We start from the raw sequence: 20,061 nt of genomic DNA on the forward strand, positions 1-20,061 counted from the left end.
GACTTAAAGCAAATAAGTCTTAGAAAATTCTGCCAGCAGTAAGTTAACTGCTACTGGTAATGGCGTTGCCTGCGGCCCAGGCTTTTAGCTCATACGTGCACAGGCATAGGCTAGGGCCGGTATCCGCTGCAATCCTTAACGCGGTATGGTTTGTAAAGGCACTCGCAGCACGCGTTTGCCAGCAAAGCATAAGCAAGTATGTTATGGTGAGCTTGTTGAACCATTAGAAAGATGCATTATCGTTCGTAAAGTCTTCAACAAGCTCAGACTGACAATCTTATTTAATATACACGAACGACACACTTTTTTTAACAGTAAGCCCGCTTATACCGGTGCTGTTGTAGGTTACGGTGTATTTAGCGGGTTTATCAATAGCGTAGGCTTTTAGCAGATCGGCATTTACGGATAGACTATCATTTGCTTTGAGGATGATATAGCTATCGGCAGGCGGAGGCATAATGCGTTTGGCCATAGCGCCTTTGTAATTCACCTCCTTGCCGTTCTCGTCTTTAATATCCAGGTATTTGCTCATTAAAGGCTCGAAAGGTGTGTGCCATTTGCAAAAGCGGGCGGTATCGGCCTTATTGTTTTTTACCGTGAATTTTAACAGTACGGAGTCGCCGGCTTTGATGGTATCTTTCATCGTCATCTCGGCGACGAGTATTTTTGGGGTTGCCGCTGTATCGGTTAAAGATTTGGAAGAATCGGCCTGATCTGCTGTTTGGCTGCCCGAACGCACACCGCATGATGATAACGCCAAAAGGGCAATAGCTAATATTTGATAGTTTTTCATAGTAATTATACGTTGTAACATTAAACTATGCAACAGCGGGCGTGCATTTAAGTTGGGGGCAGATAAATCAAGTCACTTCGTTATGGAACAGCCACGGCACGCTTGCGCCAACAGAAGGGTATCGTACAAACATACTTCCGGTTAAACAACCTCCAAATGCACTTCCGCCATCATACACCTTGCACTGCCGCCGCCATTGGTTTCAATGGTATTGATATCAGCATAAACTAACTTGCCATACTTTTCTAAAGCTGCTTTTTGCTCTGAGGTAAGCGAGTTATAAGCCGCTTGCGACATTACCACCAATGTATCTCCGTTATTACCTTTAACCTCCAGCATATTACCCGCAAAATGGTTCATCTGGTCAAAGGTGATATCTATAATTTCTTTGCCTGTTGATTTTAGCGAACTAATAACCGCTTCCTTTTCCTGCTCATTTGTAATGCTATCCAAACAGATCACCGCGAATTTGCTGCCTATGGCCATCAGCACATTGGTATGGTAAATGGCTTGTCCGTTTTGGTCGAAGGCGTCAAATGTAACGGCTTTGTAGCCTGTGTAATCGCAAAAGGCTTTTAGTACCTCGGCATTGGTGCGGGGGGATAGGCAGGCGTAGGCTATCTTATTTTCCCTGTCCAGCACCATGCTGCCGGTGCCTTCCAAAAACTGGTTCTTGGTTTCAAACCTGCTCAGGTCTATCACGTGATTGGCTTTAAAGCTCTCTTCCAAATGGCGAATGATATCCTCCCGGCGTTCCAACCGGCGATTCTTGGCCTGCATAGGGTAGAGCAAGATATCACCATTGTCATGAAAAGATACCCAGTTATTAGGGAAGATAGAATCAGGGGTATGCGGTTCGGGAGTATCACTTATTACCGTCACATTTACGCCGTTATCGCGTAATACTTTTACAAAAGCGTCAAACTCCTGCACGGCTTTTTGCTGTACGGCTTGTTGGTCGTCGTCGCGGTTCTGGAAGGCGTTGCTTTCGGCTGTTTGGGCATTAAAACCAAACGCAACCGGGCGTATCATTAATAGGTTATTGGTACTTTGTTGTGTCATTGGGTCATTCGCTTCGCTGTCATTGAGTCATTGGTTTAAATTCATTAGGCCAATGACTCAATGACCTAATGAATCAATGATTAAAGAATCGCATCGCGTTTTAATGGCATACTCATGCAATGGAAGCCACCACGGGCGCGGGAAAGTTCGGCGCTTGGCATCAGTATTAAAGTGTCCTTCATTTTTTGTGGGAGCGTTTCACCGCTTTCAAATTTGGGCAGGAGGTCGGTTACGTGGATCACCTCGAAACCTCTTTGTTTAAACGCCTCTACTGTTTTATCATTACGGTCGTACCCTACAACAACGCCGTCTTTAAGGGCCAGCAGGTTGCAGCTGTCTGTCCATTGCTCGCGCGCGTCAAACGGGAATACATCATTACCCGAGTAAATAAATTTGGTAGGTTCGGTGCTTTGCAAATCCTTCTGGCTGATGTTATCCAGCAGGTCTTCCAGGGTGTTAAAGGTTTTGGGCTTTTTATCTTTCCTGAACTGTACAATCTCGGGTTTATCTCTATTCTTTTTATCGGCAAACCAGGCTATTGGTTCACTTTGTGATTGCTCGGTTTCGGTAATGGTTAATGATCGCAGCAGCACCCATACATTGCGTTTCACTTGCGTAAATACTGTGTCAATATGCATATAATCGCGCTTGTGCGGTATTTTCACAATCGTTATCTTGTTCACTACATCATTCTCGAACAGTAATTTTATGGCCTCGTTAGCGCCGCTGATAGAGGTGCGTTCGCTGCAGCCAATAATGAGGTGCTGCGGGCTAACCATCATCACATCACCGCCCTCAATAGTGGTTTTCTCTTCATTTACTTCGCCGGGGCGCAAAAAATGCTGTTTGTTCTCCGGGATCTCGATAACGCTGTCGCGGTAGGCTTCAAACAGTGGGTGATTGAAAAATATATAACGCATCAGCAAGGTCTCGCGAGAGCGGGCCTTTTTAGCCGGCTTGTTCAGCAGGATATGGTTGTTGATGGCGATACCCAGATCGCGGGAGAATATCAGGTTAGGGATGGGGGCGAAGATCATAGTATCATCACCCAGTGAGCCGGAGATAAAGATCTTAGCCAGCTCAACCGGATTGGTATCTATTAGTTGCAGCTGCAATTTGTAATTACAGCTTTCTATAGCGCATACAGCTGCCACAAGTTTCTTGCGGATATCGTTTTGTTGTAATATATCGCTCAGCAGGGTTTGTATCTCAATAACTTTTGTAGAGTTATGGAAATCCGCGTTGTCGGGTTTAAAAAAATCGCGGTTGCCGGTAGCGCTGTCAATATCGGCCAGTTTGCCTTTTATCTTATCAGGGTCAAGAAAGTACATCAGTAGCTTAATGTAGTAATCATACTCCTTGCGGCGCATGGTATCCAGGTGCACTATGTCTTCAAAAAGCCAGTCCTGCGCTTTTGAAGGTACCACTTTGCCAAGCCCGCTATCGGGGCTATGTACCAAAAGTGTACGTAGGTTACCAATCTCAGATGTTACATCTATCCTAAAATCCTTGTCATTAAGTGTCATAAATGGTTATAAAGAAGAAACAAATCTATAGTTTTTAAGCATATTTTATGGATAGTGATATCTTATAAATTTAACCACAGAGTACGCAGAGGTTTTCACATATGGCACAAAGAAAGCTTCGTGTTCTCTGTGTTTTTTTCTCCGTGTATTCTGTGGTTAAAAATAAACATGCTATAGGCAGCATTCTTTAATTTATGTTAATTTTGCGCGATGGATTTTATTATTGAGGCTGTTGTTAAAGCCGTTAAAGATTTATACCAAACTGATATTGCCGCTAAAGATGTAAACCTGCAGGATACCCGCAAGGAGTTTGAAGGGCAGGTTACTATAGTTACGTTCCCGTTTACAAAAGTATCGCGCAAAGGGCCCGAGCAAACCGGTGCCGAAATTGGCGCATATCTGCAAGAAACATTAGCACAAATTGCCGCTTTTAACGTGGTTAAGGGCTTTTTGAATATATCTTTAGCCGATAGCTTCTGGCTTGGTAAACTCCACACCGGAATTTTGAGTGATGATTTTGCTGCCCCAAAGCCAAACGGAAAAAGGGTGATGGTGGAATATTCATCGCCTAACACTAACAAACCATTGCACCTGGGGCATATCCGTAACAACCTGTTAGGTTTTTCGGTGGCCGAAATTTTGGCTGCTGCCGGTTATGATGTAATAAAAGCCAATCTGGTTAACGACAGGGGCATCCATATTTGTAAAAGCATGCTGGCCTGGCGCGAGTTTGGTAACGGCGAAACGCCCCAAAGCAGCGGTTTAAAAGGCGACCACCTTGCAGGTAAATACTATGTTTGGTTTGATAAAGCTTATAAACAGCAGATATTGGAACTGGTTGAAGAAGGCCAGACCGAAGATGAAGCCAAAAAGAATGCCCCGCTGATAAAAGAAGCCCAAAGCATGCTGTTGAAGTGGGAAGCAGGCGACCCGGAAGTAATAAAGCTGTGGAAAACAATGAACGGCTGGGTTTACGATGGTTTTGATGTTACCTACAAAACCCTGGGCGTAAACTTTGATAAATACTATTACGAAAGCAACACTTATCTATTAGGTAAGGATATTGTTGAAGAAGGCCTTGAAAAAGGTGTTTTCTTTAAAAAAGAGGATGGATCGGTTTGGATAGACCTGACCGCCGAAGGCCTTGACCAGAAACTTGTTTTACGTGCGGACGGTACATCTGTTTACATTACGCAGGATTTGGGTACCGCCCAGTTAAAATACGATGATTATAAGATGGACGAATCCATCTACGTGGTAGGTAACGAGCAGGATTATCACTTTAAAGTGTTGTTCCTGATACTGCAAAAGCTGGGTAAAAGCTGGGCGCAGGGCTTGTACCACTTATCTTACGGTATGGTGGACCTGCCATCAGGTAAAATGAAAAGCCGTGAGGGTACCGTAGTTGACGCCGATGACTTGATGGCCGATATGTTTGACACCGCCAAACAGCAAACAGAAGAAATGGGTAAGGTTGACGGCTTTACCGAAGATGATAAGAATAAATTGTACCGCACCATAGGTATGGGTGCTTTAAAATATTTCCTGCTGAAGGTTGACCCTAAGAAACGCCTGTTATTTGACCCGAATGAATCGGTGGATTTCCAGGGGCATACCGGGCCGTTTATCCAATACACACACGCAAGGATCAAATCGGTACTGAGCAGGGCTAATTATGCTGCAGAAAGCAGCCAAAATGATGTAGCCGAACTGGATGGTATAGAACGTGATCTGATTGTCACCCTTTCGAAATTCCCCGAAGTTATTGCGGAAGCAGCGGTAGGGCATAGCCCGGCGTTAATTGCTAATTATGTGTATGAACTGGCCAAAACCTATAACAAGTTCTACCACGAAAAATCCATTTTACAAGCCGAGGAAGAACGGTTAAAACAATTCCGCCTGCAACTATCGGCCGCGTCGGCAAAGATTATCAGCAAAGCCATGGGCTTGCTGGGTATTGATGTACCAGAGAGAATGTAAGAAAGAGAGTCAGGAAATTTGGACATAAGAATCAAGACAGAAAAGGCCCCGGTTATGCCGGGGGCTTTTCTCATAAATGTACTTCTTGGGTCTTGATTCTTATCGTCTTAAGTCTCTCAAACTATCTTCTCCAATGCCCTCTGTGCCATACATAGCCACGCGGGCTGCGAGCCCAGCTGCCCTGTATATATACGCGGTTTGCACGGGCGCGGGTATAATATCCATTTCTGTAAACGTAACGGTTACCACGGTAAACCCATTCGCCTGGTACCCAGTAAGCGCCGGCATAAGGGGCTACCGGGCGTACGTAAACCGGTTCAACGGGTTGTTCAACAACGTAACCCTCACTTGCGCATGATGCCAGGAACAACGAACCTGCCATTGCTGCCATTATTCCAAATTTTGATAATGTTTTCATCTGTAATGTAGTTTTATGTAGGACAGATGGCGGAAAAAAAGGTTTAACTCCCCGAAGGGGAAACCTTGTTACAATCCTGAATAGCGAAGTGCCTATCAGAAAAAACTATACGTATTGAAAATGCCAATCGGCGATTAGATACTTCACTATCATTCAGCATAACAGGCAGAATTTTAAGGCAACATCTGTAACAAAACGTTTAATTTAGCCTCCAATAAACATGACTATCCCGTCGGTATCCATCCACAGAAATATTTGGTTTATCTTGTTAGCAGCTTGCTTAATTTTAGGCGGCGGCTTATTTATTCTGCATCATGTGCCTGCATGTAAAAAGGATATCGTATCAACGGCGTTTTTAGGGGATATCGTAATTACTTTCCCGGTTGCTTATTATTTGTTATTAATGCGACCGCTTAGGCTGAAAAAACGAAACCTTTTTTTGGTGACAAGCTGCTGCCTTGCTGTAGCATACTTTATTTTGCCCGCACATCAGCAAGGTTATATTGCGCAGATAAAAAAGCTCACTATGTTTGCAGAACTGGGTGTGCTTATTTATGCTATAAGTAAAATAAAACGCATAAGCGCTGTTTATAAACAGCTAAAAGTAGCAGAACCTTACAACCCCTACCTGCTGCGTAAAAGCATGGTTGAGGTATTGGGAGATAGCATCGGTATAAAATTAATGGCATCCGAGATCGGTATGCTCAAATTCGGCTTACTTCCTTTTGGAAAAAAAGAAGCTATACCGCCCGCCGCTACTGGTTACAGTATTCACAAAGACGCGGGCTATATAGCCCTGTTTAGTATTTTTATGTTTGCTTGTTTTGGCGAATTGATAGGCTTCCATTTACTGATAGCCCATTACAGCAAAATTGCGGCAGTGATTATAAGTATCCTTACCGCTTACGGTATTGTAATTATAACGGGCGACCTGGCAGCTATCATCAAAAAACCGGTATTAGTTATGCCCGACAGACTGATACTGAGAACAGGTATCCGCTGGGTAGCCAACGTTGAACGCAACAATATTTTATCTGTAGAAAAAATCCGGATAGGTTTTGAGCCGGATAAAGATACTTTTAACGGTGGGATCCTCAAAAGTAGCATCAATATTTGCTTTACATTAGCCCAACCCGTTAGCGTTGAACGGGTTTACAGCAAAGCCGTATCAGTCACTAAAATAGTAATGACGATTGATGATGCAGATAAGCTGATAGCGGAATTGAGTTGATTTGTTTTGCTAAAAACACGTCATTGCGAGGTACGAAGCAATCTTCGATAGAAAAGTCGGCTACAAGCACGTCGAAGATTGCTACGCTACGCAATGACGCGTGGTAAGTAAGGGTCTAAGCAAACTTCTCAGCCACAACCAAATCCTTGCTACCAGCAGTATATTTATAAAAACCGCTGCCGCTTTTTACACCCAGGTGGCCGGCTGTTACCATATTCACCAATAACGGGCATGGGGCATATTTAGGGTTGCCAAAACCATTGTGCAGCACTTTAAGTATAGCCAGGCAAACGTCCAGCCCAATAAAATCGGCCAGTTGCAGTGGGCCCATAGGGTGGGCCATCCCCAGTTTCATCACTGTATCTATTTCATGTACACCCGCCACGCCTTCAAATAAGGTGTAAATAGCCTCATTTATCATCGGCATTAATATGCGGTTAGCCACAAAGCCGGGGTAATCGTTCACCTCAACAGGTTCTTTACCCAATTGGCGTGATAGCTCCATAATAGTATCGGTCACCACATCGGTAGTAGCATATCCGCGAATCACTTCCACCAGTTTCATTACCGGCACGGGGTTCATAAAGTGCATACCAATAACATTGGCCGGGTTAGCCGTAGCCGCTGCAATTTCAGTAATGGAGATTGATGATGTGTTTGATGCCAGTATCACTTCCGGCTTGCAAACCTCGCTAAGCTGTTTAAATAATTTAAGTTTTATCTCCCGGTTCTCGGTGGCGGCTTCCACAACCAGATCGGCGTCTGCAGCGCCATCCTTTACATCGGTATAGGTTTTTATATTGTTTAGGGTGGCTGTTTTGGCAGCCTCGTCAATACTGCCTTTTTTTATCTGGCGATCAAGGTTTCCGGCAATGGTTTGCAGGGCTTTTTGCAGAGCCGCATCGCTGATATCAACAAGCGATACACTGAACCCGTTTTGCGCGAAAGTATGGGCAATGCCATTACCCATGGTGCCCGAGCCTATAACTGTAATATTCTTCATCGTATAATTGGTTTTGTAAGCAAAATGATGATTTGTTTACATTGCAAATTTAAGATTTACTATTAGGTTTGTATAACCTTAGTTTAAATTAATAATACTGATTTACAAGATTTTTACTCGCAATACCTATGTATAATACCCTTAAATTGTTCTTAGTGTTGGGTTTTATCACCATAACAACTTCGCTTAACGCACAGCAAACATTGGCGATAAAAGGTAAGGTTGAAACTGTTGAGGGACAGCCTTTGAAAAATATTAACGTATCCATATTCGGCAAAAATTTTACTAATTGGTCTGTTGCTATGACCGATTCATTGGGTAACTACGCTATACCATCAGTTTATAATGGAGATACATTGTATTTTTCGGCTTTAGAGATAGAAGGGAAACGAATAGTTGTGGAGGGGAATAATTATATACTCGCCAGGGTGCAGCAGGCTGTTAATTATAGGCGGGGCGCTGTAGTTGAGGCGGAAATAGAATCGATTAAAGCTTATCCGTCACAAAAGCGTAAACCTCGATTTTTTCACTACATCGCAGTTACTCCTGCACCATTTAAAACTTGGCGAGATTTTGAAAATGAGGTAAAAAAAGAATTAAAATACCCACCTGCTGCAATTAAGAACCAAACGCAAGGCGTAGTTGTAGCAGGATTAACAATAACAAATACAGGAGCTGTTAAAGACCTGAAAATTATAAAAGGCATTGGCAGCGGCTGCGATGAAGAAGTGCTGCGAATAATGAAATTGCATCCTAAATGGCTCCCGGGGTTAGAAAATGGCCACCCGGTTGGTGGCGAAGTAGAATACGCAGTTACATTCAGGCTGAAGGGGAAATAATATGTTCCCCGGCTGCTTTAACAGATTCCTTATCTATGGTATTCATAAATGGTAGCCGCCCTAAATGCGGCACTTCTCCGTATGCCGTAATGTAATCTTCGGTAGATGCATTCTCCTCGCCATTAAATAATACGCCCTTAATGGGGATGCTGCGCTGTTTTAAAGCTTCTATAGATAACAACGTATGGTTAATACTGCCCAGGTAATTTTGCGAAACCAGTATCACTTCTGCATTTAATTGTTTAATAAGATCGATAACTAACGCATGGTTGTTTAAAGGCACCATTAAACCACCCGCACCTTCAATTAGCAACTGGTTATTTGTTTTTGGGGCAATGATGGTTTTTTCGTCTATTTCAATCCCATCCAGCGCGGCAGATTTATGGGGTGAGTAGGGTTGGGTTAAGCGATAAGCCTCCGGGTGGAAAACGGAAGTTGTATTAGATATTAACCGTTGCACCTTCATCGTGTCGGAGTTATCCAGTTCGCCGGATTGTATGGGCTTCCAGTAATCGCATTTTAATTTCTCCACCAATATGGCCGATATCAGCGTTTTGCCAATATCTGTGCCAATGCCGGTAACAAATAACGGTTTATGCTGCATGAATGATGTTGTTTATGGTTGATATAAGCAGGTCAATTTCTTCGGTAGTATTATAGGAGTGAAGGCAGATGCGGATGCGTTCGGCACCCTGAGCCACTGTAGGGCTTAGGATAGGCCGTACATCCAATCCTGCGGTTTGAAGCTGCTGCGCCGCAAGTTTTGCTTTAACATTATTGCCTAAAATAATACACTGTATGGCGCTATCGCTTTGTAACAAAGGGTAAGCGGGGTTGGGTTTAATTCCCTGTTTAAATAGCTTTATATTTTGCTGGAGCCGTAAAATATCGGCGCCCGAACGTGTTACAAGTTGGTAAGCCATCTTTACTGCTGCCAACTGGTGGAAAGAGGCGGCTGTGGTATATATAAAAGAGCGTGCAAAGTTGATGAGGTATTGGCGCAGTATACCGCTGCCCAACACAATTGCCCCATGGCATCCCATTGCCTTACCAAAGGTTACCACACGGGCAAATACCTTATCCTGTAAGCCTAAATGAGTGATCAATCCCTGTGGGTACAAACCTATGGCGTGTGCTTCATCCACAATTAAATGTGCGCCATATTGCTCAGTAAGAGCAATGATATGAGCAATTGGTGGCGTATCGCCGTCCATCGAGTAAACGCCTTCTATTACTACGTAACAAATGCCTTTGGCCTGCTTTAGTTTGTTCTTCAGGCTCTCCGTATCGTTATGGCGGAATGTGTAGCGGTTGGCGTAACTTAAGCGAGCACCGTCAATAACAGAGGCATGTATTAGTTCGTCACATATAATGGTATCGCCTTTTTGTGGCAGGGATGAAAACAAACCCACATTAGCATCATAGCCGGAATTGAATAATAGCCCCGCTTCGGATTGGTGAAAGGTTGCAATTTGTCGTTCTAATTCTTCCGCATAAGTCAAATTGCCTGATATAAGGCGGGAGCCGGTAGCCCCGTTTAAGCTTTCGGGGGAGTTTTCTATTTCTCTTTGGATCTCATCTTTTAAAAAAGGGGAGCGGGCAAAACCAAGGTAGTCATTAGAGCAAAAATCCACCAGTTCACTCTCCGCTCGCAAGGTGCGGTAGTTGCCCAACTGCCTGCGCTCATCAAGTTTATCCTGCATGTATTTATCTGATGATGCCAATCGCTTTAATTTTCTGCTAAAATAAAAAAAGCGGCCTATAGCCGCTTCTTTTATTTTAGCAATACTGTTTATTACTTGTTCTGGCCACCGCCGTTTTGCATACGGGCACGTCTTTCATCCATTTCTTTTTGGTAAGCAGCTGCCTGCTCTGGTGTTAATACAGCTTTAACTTTTTCGTTAGTAGCCTGCATCATCGGGCGCATTTGCGTCCTCATGTCGCCACCTGCGTTACGCAGGCTATCCATTGATTTGGTTTGCGCATCGTAAATGGCGGTAATTTTTGTTACCTGGTCGTCAGTAAGTTTATAGGTTTCTTTCATTGCCTTAACCCTATCGGCTGTGGTCATTCTTGGGCGACCCTGCGCGTGGCTTACTGCTGATATTCCTAATACGAATAAGCAGATCATCATAATCTTTTTCATTTTTTAGTTTTTTAGTTTAACTGATGTTATGATAAAGATAACAGGGAATGGTTTAACCTGTAGCACTGTAACTTAATTGTTATGCGTTATAGCTTAAGTGTAACTTAAATGTTGCTGTTGGCTTTAATTCACGTCCTTATTATTCAAATTCGCTATCGAGCGCTGCATTTGGGCCATCATACTGGTGAGGCTTTCCATAGTAGGCTCGGGCGTTGGCATTGGCATATGGGTAGATATATAGGCCTTTGCTTTCCAAACCTCCAGTACATCCTCGGCGCTTATTTCGTATGGGTCGTACACGGGGTTATCTGATATCAGTTTCAGGTTACGGCCTTCTTTATATTTATTACCGGCACGCTTGTAAACAACGCCGTCGTTTTTGGAGATGATGACATAAGTTTCGCCAACTTTTACATCGGCCCAGTTTTCCTGGTATTCACCTATTATAATAGTACCCGATTGCAGGGGCAGCATAGAATCGCCTTTTATCTCGAAACCACGGTACGTACCCTGTTTAAACATAGGCAGATAAAGCTTTGGCAATTGCGATACATATTCGGGGTCGGCGTAGCCGTTTAAATAACCGGCGCTGGCTTTTAGCGGCACCATTTCAATGTTCTCGTTATCTTCCTTATCTACCGAAATACTTAGTATCCTGAGATTTGCGGGATTGCCTTTTGGCTTTGGTGCCCACTTTTCGTCGATGGTTTCGTTAATGAAATCATCAATTGATATGTCAAAAAATATTGCTAATTGTTTTAGTAGTTCATATTTGGGTTCGGCGCGTTCTTCTTCGTATGCACCTACTAATGAACGTTTTATGCCTACCTGATCGGCGAATTGCTGCTGGGTTAGCCCCTTCTTTTTGCGAAGGAATTTAATATTTTGTGAAATATTTGCCATAAAAATTTGGAATTGCTAAAATAGTTAGTATTTTTATGCTCATAAAATTAGTAATTATTTTTAAACCAGCAAAATTTTTTATCAAATGAAGAGGTTCGTTTATATAATCACAGACAGAAACAGGAAAAATTTACACGTAGGTATGTGCACAGACTTACTTAAAACCCTTAAGTTTTATGGTGAGATGCCAACTTTATTTTTCGACAGCGCGCAGCAATTAAACCGCCTTGTTTATTTTGAAGAGATAAATACTGAAGAGCAGGCTATGGAACGGTTTAAAACGGTAAGCACTTACACCCGCCCGCAAAAAGAAAAAATGATACGCCCGGTAAACCCTGATTGGGTTGACCTTACCGCCGGTTTAAAATACGAAAGCGGTGTAAGGGTAAGACCAATATACGGCAGGCCATCAATACAACCAGCACGCAGGGCGGTTACTTTTTAACAAAAACCAAAGCGCCCGAGTTCATGCAATATCTTTTGCCGCCCCTGTCTGCAGGGCCGTCATCAAATACATGGCCAAGGTGCAAACCGGTGCTTTTTTCAATAACCTCGTCGCGGCTCATACCAAAGCTGCTGTCGTGTACAATTTCAACCTTGTTTGGGTCTACGGCCTTTACAAAACTTGGCCAGCCTGTGCCGCTGTCGTATTTATCATCCGAGCTAAATAATACCTCACCGGTGGCAGCGCTTACATAAACACCTTTCTGGTGGTTATCGTAGTAAGCGTTTTTATAAGGCGGTTCGGTACCCCGGTTAACCATTATCTCGTATTGGTTTGGGGTAAGTTTCTTTTTCCACTCCGCAGCAGGTTTGCTCAACCTTCTTTTCTCCTGTGCTGTTTTATTTTGCCCGTTACTATTATCACAGCCAAAAACAGCTAATATGCTTATTGCCAGTATGGCTAAAATTGATCTTTTCATCATACCTGAATTTACGAATATCATGCCAGCATGGATGTCACTGTAAAGTCCGGATTTGTCAGAATAAATTTTACAAAAGCTCGTGCCATCTCAGATTGAATGTTTCACATCTTCTCCCAAAGGTTATCCTGCCTTAAACCCTACCAGCCCGGTGTAAAGTTTAACCCAAATACAGGTTTTTTAACATCTGTACGGTTAAACGGTATAGCATAGTATGGCTCAAGTATAATGGCCCCAAACAAATTCAACCTGATTGAGATACCCGCGCTTAAAGCCGGTACGCGCTGGTTGGTGTTGTAAATAGTTGTCCCATCCGGATTGGTGCCTATCATATCAGGTGCTTTCTGAAATTTTATTTGGTCGCCGCCATTCCATGCTAAACCTGCATCAAAAAACAGGTTAAGATCGGTAAACAAGAATTTTGATTTGATAGCTGCCAGTTTCTCGGGGCCGGTAAAAGGTAAGCGTACCTCAAAATTAGCCACGGCTATACGATTGCCCGATAACTGATCGATGGTAAAACCGTTTTTGTTTGCTGTGCGCCCGTTATAAAAGGTTTGTGCCTCATAACCACGGATGAGGAAGGGGTAACCTACATATAGTGGGTATAGCCCATTTGTATTATCGCCAAAACGCCCGTAACCGTAAAACCTTGCGGCAAAAGTAACCGGCGCTGCGCGAATGTACTGCCTCAGGTCAATAGTGGGCGAGAAAAACCTGTATGTACCTACATTATACTCAGCCTCTAAACGGAAACGGTGACCGCCAAGAGGTGCTGCAATACCAGAGTAGGAGTTGTCGCCAACTAAAGCCACGTGGCCGCTGTATACAGCGAAAGATTGCAGGTTTATCCCATAATCATCCAAAAAATCCTGGCGGGATATTTTATGTTTTTTAAAGTCAATAGCGTTGCCAATAATATTTTGGTTAACGCCGTTTGCGTCGGTTGTTGTTGTATAATCGTAATAGGTGCTGTACCTGTCAACCCGGTAGGAGTACCTGGATGCAGATGTGCCCACTTCGGCCCTTAACGAGCGCGAAATAGGGTAGGATGCAAAGGCTTGCACAGCATCTTCAAAAGTCCTGATAATATCCGTTTTTTCTTCATAAACGGGTGTTTGTTTGCCGTTAATATCAATAGTTGTAAAATCGTAACCATAATTACCCGATTGATAGGGGATATGTGAAACCCCAAGGCCAAAATTCCAGCGGCCCTGCTGGTTCAGATACACCACCTGCCCACCAAAATCATATACCTCGCCATTAACGGCTACCCCGGCATAGATCTGGTTACGGCCTAAAATATCTGTAAAAACGCCCTGGATGCCGCTTGATAAACCGGCTCCATAAGTACCAATAGATGCGCCGATACCGCTGCTTGCCAAATAATCGAGCTTGAATTTTGATTTATACGGGGTGGACTTAATTGAGTCAAGCGGGATTTTGCGGTATGCTAAAAAGTTATTCAGGTTGGAGTTGACCAGGTCGACCCCTGCAGAACGTGGCGGAGGTAGCATAGCCGCATCAAAATTAGTGGCGCCCGCTTCCACAACTGTAGGCTTAAACTCAGATGCTTTTGCCGAATATATGGTAAATTTTTGCGCCCGGTAATAGGAGTACAGTACATCATCCTTATCAGATAAGGTCAGGGCAGGCGAGTACTCGGTAATGCCGCTGATACCTGTAAACAAATTAGTCATTTGTTCAATTTTACCACCGGCCATCGTATAACGGTACATATTACGGAAGCCATCCCGGTTTGACAGGAAGTAGATCTGCGAGCCATCGGCCGAGTACTGGGGGTTTAGGTTGTTTGCACCATTAAAAATATTCAGGTCGGTTATTTTGCCCGTGGCCAGGTCGAGCTCGGCCAGGTTAAAGGTTATTTCTTGCGATAACGATTTATCGTATGTGGTTCTATCTGAAGAAAAAATCACCTTTTTACCATCCTTTGAAAAACTTGGCTGGTATTCAGTGTACTTATCATTAGTAAGTTGTTTTACGCTTTTGCTAACAAAACTATAGAGATACAGGTCGGTATGCCCTTCAGATAGCCCCTGTAAAACAATGCTTTTGCCATCGGGCGACCAGGAAAGGTTACTGAACTGCTCGGCCTTTTCCATAGAAATATCATTCAGCAGTTTACCCGATGGCACTTCAATAACCAACATCCGGTTTCGGCCCTTGCTGAAAACGCTGAAAGCGAAACGTTTGCTATCCGGCGACCATGCGCCCGCCGATTCTATAAAGTTAAACTCATCGATGTGTGTGTTTGATGTACTGCTGGTGAGTTTTTTTATATCGCGTCCAGAGTAAGCATCGGCCAGATAAAGATCAATACTGAACAAGCCTTTTTGCGACAGGTAGGTGAGGTACTTCCCATCCGGGCTAACCGATGGCGCGGTGATATCGCCCCTGATCTTGGTTGTAATTAATTTACGCCCGGTTGGTACCTGCGCGGTATCCTTTAAAAATGGCTTATATGTATTTTGGATGGAGTTTTTCCATAACTGCGATAGTGTTTTATCATCATAGCCCAAGGTGCGCCTAATGCCGTATTGTACACCAAAACGTGCGGCATTTTTAAAAAACGGAACAATGACGCTATCGCCATAAGTAGAACCGAGAAACGACCAGAACGCCTGCCCGTAACGATATGGGAAATATTTGTTTGAATTGGTCAGCGCTTCAATGGTTGGGATATCATTATTCAGGTAGGCATCACGTACCCACATGGCGGTGTAAGCATCCTTTTTACCTAATGAAAGGTACTCGGCCATACCTTCAACCATCCATAGCGGCACTTCGCCGGCACGTTCATAGCCTACCGAGTCGGCACCAAAAAGCATATGGTATTGAAACGCGTGCACCAATTCATGCCCAATAACGTGGCGGGTTAACTGATTGGTTTCGGCAATAGGCATAATTACCCTGTTCTTTAAACTTTCGGTTACGCCACCTAAACCAACAGATGCATCAACCAGCGTGCTTTGTTGAAAATCGGGGTGGTTGCTGTATAAAATAACAGGGTTGGGCTTGTTGAAAGTATCGCGAAAAACCTGCTGGTGCAGTGTGTACCACAACTCGCTCTCCTGCGCGAAGCGTTTAATAACGCTATCATTCTTAAGATAGTAGTAAATCTCGAAATGCGGAGTTTTGTAAACCTTGAACTTAAGATTTTTATAGCGCACCTTGTTTTGCCCAAAGTTTTGCGCCTTAGCCTGCTGGTTAAACAGTAATGCGCATAACAGGCATGATAATATAAAAGGATACCGTATGGATAAATTGCAGGGGTAACGTTTATTCATATATAGCGTATTATACAATTATGCTAATTTATATTAAATACGTACCCTATACAAACATGGTTGCTTATTTTATTGGGTGGCCGGTGGTTTATTTTCAGGGTTCTCCTCAGGTGCGGGCACGGTTACAGGCGCGGCAGTAGTATCCATAGGCATTTCCTGTAAGCTATCTGTTGATGTTGTATCCTCCCTTATAACAGGCGATGGGCACATGTACTCCTTGGTTATTTTTACCCATGGTTTTGGGAAGGGCCCATACGTATAGCCGGAGTTTGGATCAGCATACACTTTTTCCATAAAGGCGCCAAATATGGGCAGGGCTGTATGTGAGCCTTCGCCGGTTTCTGACGAGGTAAAGTGTACGCTGCGGTCATCGGCACCCACCCAGATACCTGTTACCAGGTCTTTAGTGATACCCATATACCAGCCGTCTACATAATCACTTGATGTACCGGTTTTACCGCCTATCTGGTTATTCTTTTTCCATAGGCCCGGGTACTCCCATAGGGCTTGCGAAGTACCACCCGGTTCTTCCATGCCGCCCCGGAACATATATAGCATCAGCCATGCGGTTTCTTCGCTTAAAACACGCTCGGCTTTTAAGGCGAATTCCTGTATAATGTTACCTTTTTGGTCGGTTATTTTGGTTACCAGTAATGGATCAACTTTTTCGCCTTTGTTAAGGAAGGTACTGTAGGCGCGTACCATTTCGTAAACCGAAACATCATTTGAACCTAATGATACCGATGGTACCGATTTCAACGGGCTTTCGATACCTATTTTATGTGCGTATTGTACAATTTTATCCCAGCCAACGTGCTCGGTAACCTGTGCGGTAATGGAGTTTACAGATTTACCCATCGCCCACCGTAACGACATTTCGCGGTACGAGAAATGGAAATCGGCATTATTTGGCTGCCAAACATCATCCTTACCATTGTCTTTAAATTTGATGGTTACGGGCTTGTCTGTAAATTTATCGCAGGGGGTAAAGCCATTATCAAGCGCAGTAACGTAGGCAAAAGGCTTAAAGGTTGAGCCTGCCTGGCGTTTGGCCTGGTTTACGTGGTCGTAATTAAAGTATTTATGATCAATGCCGCCAACCCAAACTTTAATTTTCCCGGTTGATGGCTCCATGGTCATCATACCGGTGTTTAGTATTTTGGTATAGTATTTTATCGAATCAACACTGGAGAAGGTAGTATCCCTGTCGCCATTCCAGGTAAATACGCTCATGCGTTTCTTCTTTTCAAAATACTTATTTATTTGCGTGGTATCGCCGTTGTATTTTTTGCTCAGTAGCTTGTATATCGGCAGCCTTTGCTCGGCTTTCAGTAAAAAGTCTTTTATCTCAACACCTTTACTATCGCGCCATGGGTTTTTATTGCCCCAAAGATTGTTAAAGCGCTTTTGCAGCATCTTCATTTTTTGAGCAACGGCTTCTTCGGCGTATTGCTGTAGTTTAGAGTCGATGGTGGTGTAGATCTTTAAACCATCCTCATAAAGGTCGTAATCATTTTGCTTGCACCATTTATCCAGCCATTTTTCAACCGCGCGGCGGATGTATGAATCGCCCTGGCCGGTATTGTCGCGGTAGTTCAGGTTCAAATTTAAGGGTAGCGCAACGTTAGCGGTGTACTCCGGTTTTTTAAGGTAACCGTATTTTTCCATCTGGCTCAATACCACGTTACGTCGCTCAAGCGATTTTTCGGGATTAGTTTTAGGGTTATAGGTTGATGTAGCTTTAAGCATGCCAATTAAAGTGGCCGCTTCGGCAGGGTTTACCGCATTTGGCGATTTGTTGAAATATTTTAGCGTAGCCGTTTTTATACCAAATGAGTTGTTACCAAACGGAACGGTATTTAAATACATGGTAAGTATTTGCTGTTTGGTGTACTGATGCTCAATTTTATAGGCAGTTATCCATTCCTTGCACTTAAATACTACGGTGCGTAAAAGTGGTACGTGCCTAATGAGCCCCTGCGATTTACGCTTACGGGTGCTGAACAGGTTTTTTGCCAGTTGTTGGGTAATGGTACTGCCACCACGGCGGTCGCCTTTTGCAGTAGATACCAAACTGCCTATAAAGCCCAGGAAATCTACTCCGCCATGTTTGTAAAAGCGTACATCTTCGGTTGCTACCAAAGCGTTTACAAGATTAGGAGAAATGCTTTTATAATCGACAGGGGAACGGTTCTCTTTGTAAAAACGGCCAATAAGTTTACCATCAGCAGTATATACTTCGGATGATACCGACATGGTAGGGGTTTTAATATCCTCCATATCAGGCGAGTAGCCAAAAAGCCACAGAAAATTTATCTCGATGGCGCAGAAAAAGATGATAATAAAATATATAAATACGGTAAAATAGCGTAGATACCGGTTCTTTATCTCTCTGAACATTGGGTAAAGATGTAAAATTATGCGCCCAAATCATAACGGGCGGTCGACAAAAATTAACAACGCAATTTTAACAAGTAAATTTTAAGTTAAGATGTTTGCGTGGAGAAATATTTTAATGGGAGGGGTTAGGTGAATTTATTTAAACAGTGTTTATAAAATTACACTGCCGAAGCAGTAGTTGTTCCAATCAAATCCCATAAATTACCATACAGGTCTTCAAATACGGCAACGGTTCCGTACGCTTCATCTGTTGGCTTGCGCACAAAATTCACTTTTTTGTCAAGCATCTGCTGATAATCCCTGCTAAATTGTCAGTATGTAAAAATAGAAATACTCTCCCGCCGGTTTGGTTTCCTACGCGGCTTTCCTGTTCGGCATTAGCAGCTTTCGCCAGTAGTAAATTACATCCCGATGCGCCTTTTGGTGCAATCAAAACCCATCTTTTATTTTCGCTTAAATGGGTATCCTCAATCAGTTCAAAACCAAGCTTCTTTGTGTAAAATTTAATGGCATCATCATAATCATCTACCAGCAAGCTAATATGGGCAATATAGTTTTTCATACAACGGCTTCCAGCAAAAACCTTTCTTCGGTATGTATTGATAATACTTGCAGTTCATCGCCTACGCTTATAATGCCATTGCTGTTAAAGGCCAGGTTTTGTCCAAATAATATTTTACTGCCTTTACGGCGATAGCGGGCAAGGGTTTTTAACGGTTCTTTGCCTTTGGCTATGGTTTCCTGGTCTATAGTGGTCATTACGCAACGGGCGCAAAGCTTCACACCATACATATCCACCCCGTTTATGGTAATATGGTTCATAAGGTCTTCGCTGTAAGGCTCGCCGCCGGTAAACACAATGTTTGGCCTAAAGCGGTTCATAGGCAGTTTCTCCAATAAACGGTTGTTCAGATCATCCAGCGATGCTTGTCCTATCAGCAATGCCGGGTAAGCATCCGCAAAAGAAGCTATAGTGCCTTGGGTAGTATACCTGGGGTCGGCCGCGCGATGGGTTTCATCAGGCATGTAAACAAGGCGGGCAGGGATGCCCAGCTTTACGGTAAACCAGGCGTCAACAATATCGCTAACTAACTGACCGGTGCAGGTATCATCCCATATTGTTACATCAAGCAGATCATTCTTTAAGGGTAAAAATGGGATACTTATGCTTGAGCCATCGGTAGTATAAGTAACTTTTAACGCGTCGGCTAAAACTTCGATCTTAAACAAGGCCATTTGCGCGTGTTCGCGTTGCGACAGGAAGCGGTTATTGTCATCTATCAGCATCCAGCGGCGGTCGTGTTGCAGGCCGCGGTCGGTTAGTTGCGCGGTTGTAAGCGCAATGCCACCTAACGATTTTATGGGGTAAATAAACAGCTGGCTAACGGTAAGCATATCACAAAAGTAATGCATTGGCACATGATTTTTAAACTCATTTATAATTGTTTAAATTACAGTTGATTTATTGGCTATTAATTAATAGTATTGTTAAACCAATAACCCACCGGTTCTCCTAAACCGGTTTATAA

General features: G+C 43.5%; 19 protein-coding genes. 4 read left to right on the top strand and 15 right to left on the bottom strand.

Annotated elements, in window-relative coordinates:
* Positions 1 to 277: 277 nt before the first annotated feature.
* The 3 genes from IDJ75_RS05510 to IDJ75_RS05520 form a co-directional block, all read right to left on the bottom strand.
* Entirely contained in the window at positions 278 to 793 is a 516-nt protein-coding gene (locus IDJ75_RS05510) for a protease (RefSeq protein WP_191174586.1), read from the bottom strand.
* Positions 794 to 934: 141 nt separating this feature from the next.
* On the bottom strand, positions 935 to 1,855 hold the full coding sequence (gene ctlX, locus IDJ75_RS05515; RefSeq protein ID WP_224746487.1) for a citrulline utilization hydrolase CtlX: 921 nt from the start codon (positions 1,853 to 1,855) through the stop codon (positions 935 to 937).
* Positions 1,856 to 1,935: 80 nt separating this feature from the next.
* Positions 1,936 to 3,381 carry an arginine deiminase family protein gene (locus tag IDJ75_RS05520; RefSeq protein ID WP_191174587.1) on the bottom strand — a complete coding sequence of 482 codons (1,446 nt, stop codon included), beginning with the start codon at positions 3,379 to 3,381 and terminating at the stop codon, positions 1,936 to 1,938.
* Positions 3,382 to 3,591: 210 nt separating this feature from the next.
* Here IDJ75_RS05520 and argS point away from each other — a divergent pair, with 210 nt between their 5' ends.
* Positions 3,592 to 5,361 carry an arginine--tRNA ligase gene (gene argS / locus IDJ75_RS05525; RefSeq protein WP_191174588.1) on the top strand — a complete coding sequence of 590 codons (1,770 nt, stop codon included), beginning with the start codon at positions 3,592 to 3,594 and terminating at the stop codon, positions 5,359 to 5,361.
* A gap of 121 nt (positions 5,362 to 5,482) precedes the next feature.
* Here the strand turns inward: argS and IDJ75_RS05530 are convergent, their stop codons facing one another.
* Positions 5,483 to 5,779, bottom strand: coding sequence for a YXWGXW repeat-containing protein (locus IDJ75_RS05530; RefSeq protein WP_191174589.1), 297 nt, complete (start codon positions 5,777 to 5,779; stop codon positions 5,483 to 5,485).
* Positions 5,780 to 5,999: 220 nt separating this feature from the next.
* Here IDJ75_RS05530 and IDJ75_RS05535 point away from each other — a divergent pair, with 220 nt between their 5' ends.
* The gene (locus IDJ75_RS05535) at positions 6,000 to 7,010 is read left to right on the top strand and encodes a hypothetical protein (RefSeq protein ID WP_191174590.1); all 1,011 of its coding nucleotides are present in this window, start codon (positions 6,000 to 6,002) and stop codon (positions 7,008 to 7,010) included.
* A 115-nt stretch (positions 7,011 to 7,125) separates the two neighbouring features.
* Here IDJ75_RS05535 and IDJ75_RS05540 read toward each other — a convergent pair whose 3' ends face one another.
* Complete coding sequence (locus tag IDJ75_RS05540; RefSeq protein ID WP_191174591.1) at positions 7,126 to 8,013, bottom strand: 3-hydroxybutyryl-CoA dehydrogenase; 888 nt, start codon at positions 8,011 to 8,013, stop codon at positions 7,126 to 7,128.
* 128 nt (positions 8,014 to 8,141) lie between these two features.
* Here IDJ75_RS05540 and IDJ75_RS05545 point away from each other — a divergent pair, with 128 nt between their 5' ends.
* Positions 8,142 to 8,852 carry an energy transducer TonB gene (locus IDJ75_RS05545; protein WP_224746488.1) on the top strand — a complete coding sequence of 237 codons (711 nt, stop codon included), beginning with the start codon at positions 8,142 to 8,144 and terminating at the stop codon, positions 8,850 to 8,852.
* Here IDJ75_RS05545 and bioD read toward each other — a convergent pair.
* The 4 genes from bioD to IDJ75_RS05565 form a co-directional block, all read right to left on the bottom strand.
* On the bottom strand, positions 8,833 to 9,456 hold the full coding sequence (gene bioD / locus IDJ75_RS05550; RefSeq protein WP_191174592.1) for a dethiobiotin synthase: 624 nt from the start codon (positions 9,454 to 9,456) through the stop codon (positions 8,833 to 8,835). The genes IDJ75_RS05545 and bioD overlap by 20 nt on opposite strands.
* Positions 9,446 to 10,576: an aminotransferase class I/II-fold pyridoxal phosphate-dependent enzyme gene (locus tag IDJ75_RS05555; protein ID WP_191174593.1), complete on the bottom strand. Its 1,131-nt coding sequence runs from the start codon at positions 10,574 to 10,576 to the stop codon at positions 9,446 to 9,448. The genes bioD and IDJ75_RS05555 overlap by 11 nt, the downstream gene beginning before the upstream one ends.
* Before the next feature lie 71 nt (positions 10,577 to 10,647).
* On the bottom strand, positions 10,648 to 10,998 hold the full coding sequence (locus tag IDJ75_RS05560) for a Spy/CpxP family protein refolding chaperone (RefSeq protein WP_191174594.1): 351 nt from the start codon (positions 10,996 to 10,998) through the stop codon (positions 10,648 to 10,650).
* 123 nt (positions 10,999 to 11,121) lie between these two features.
* Positions 11,122 to 11,901, bottom strand: coding sequence for an XRE family transcriptional regulator (locus tag IDJ75_RS05565; RefSeq protein ID WP_191174595.1), 780 nt, complete (start codon positions 11,899 to 11,901; stop codon positions 11,122 to 11,124).
* Positions 11,902 to 12,043: 142 nt separating this feature from the next.
* Between IDJ75_RS05565 and IDJ75_RS05570 the strand changes: the two genes are divergently transcribed.
* Positions 12,044 to 12,346, top strand: a complete 303-nt coding sequence (locus IDJ75_RS05570) for a GIY-YIG nuclease family protein (RefSeq protein ID WP_317173741.1) — start codon at positions 12,044 to 12,046, stop codon at positions 12,344 to 12,346.
* On the opposite strand, the gene msrB is transcribed toward IDJ75_RS05570, so the two are convergent.
* The 6 genes from msrB to IDJ75_RS05595 form a co-directional block, all read right to left on the bottom strand.
* Positions 12,336 to 12,827, bottom strand: a complete 492-nt coding sequence (msrB, locus tag IDJ75_RS05575; protein WP_224746489.1) for a peptide-methionine (R)-S-oxide reductase MsrB — start codon at positions 12,825 to 12,827, stop codon at positions 12,336 to 12,338. The two genes, IDJ75_RS05570 and msrB, sit on opposite strands and share 11 nt — an antisense overlap.
* 137 nt (positions 12,828 to 12,964) lie before the next feature.
* Complete coding sequence (locus IDJ75_RS05580; RefSeq protein WP_191174597.1) at positions 12,965 to 16,132, bottom strand: peptidase MA family metallohydrolase; 3,168 nt, start codon at positions 16,130 to 16,132, stop codon at positions 12,965 to 12,967.
* Positions 16,133 to 16,201: 69 nt separating this feature from the next.
* Positions 16,202 to 18,532: a penicillin-binding protein 1A gene (locus tag IDJ75_RS05585; RefSeq protein ID WP_191174598.1), complete on the bottom strand. Its 2,331-nt coding sequence runs from the start codon at positions 18,530 to 18,532 to the stop codon at positions 16,202 to 16,204.
* A 158-nt stretch (positions 18,533 to 18,690) separates the two neighbouring features.
* Positions 18,691 to 18,819 (bottom strand): VOC family protein, encoded by a 129-nt coding sequence (locus tag IDJ75_RS21305; protein WP_262892092.1) that lies wholly within the window; start codon positions 18,817 to 18,819, stop codon positions 18,691 to 18,693.
* The gene (locus IDJ75_RS05590; RefSeq protein WP_224746490.1) at positions 18,801 to 19,094 is read right to left on the bottom strand and encodes a VOC family protein; all 294 of its coding nucleotides are present in this window, start codon (positions 19,092 to 19,094) and stop codon (positions 18,801 to 18,803) included. Before IDJ75_RS05590 ends, IDJ75_RS21305 begins: the two co-directional genes overlap by 19 nt.
* Positions 19,091 to 19,945 (bottom strand): MOSC domain-containing protein, encoded by an 855-nt coding sequence (locus tag IDJ75_RS05595; protein WP_224746491.1) that lies wholly within the window; start codon positions 19,943 to 19,945, stop codon positions 19,091 to 19,093. Before IDJ75_RS05595 ends, IDJ75_RS05590 begins: the two co-directional genes overlap by 4 nt.
* Between the last annotated feature and the right edge of the window lie 116 nt (positions 19,946 to 20,061).

The organism is Mucilaginibacter rigui (genome assembly GCF_014773275.1).
Taxonomy (GTDB): Bacteria; Bacteroidota; Bacteroidia; order Sphingobacteriales; family Sphingobacteriaceae; genus Mucilaginibacter; species Mucilaginibacter rigui_A.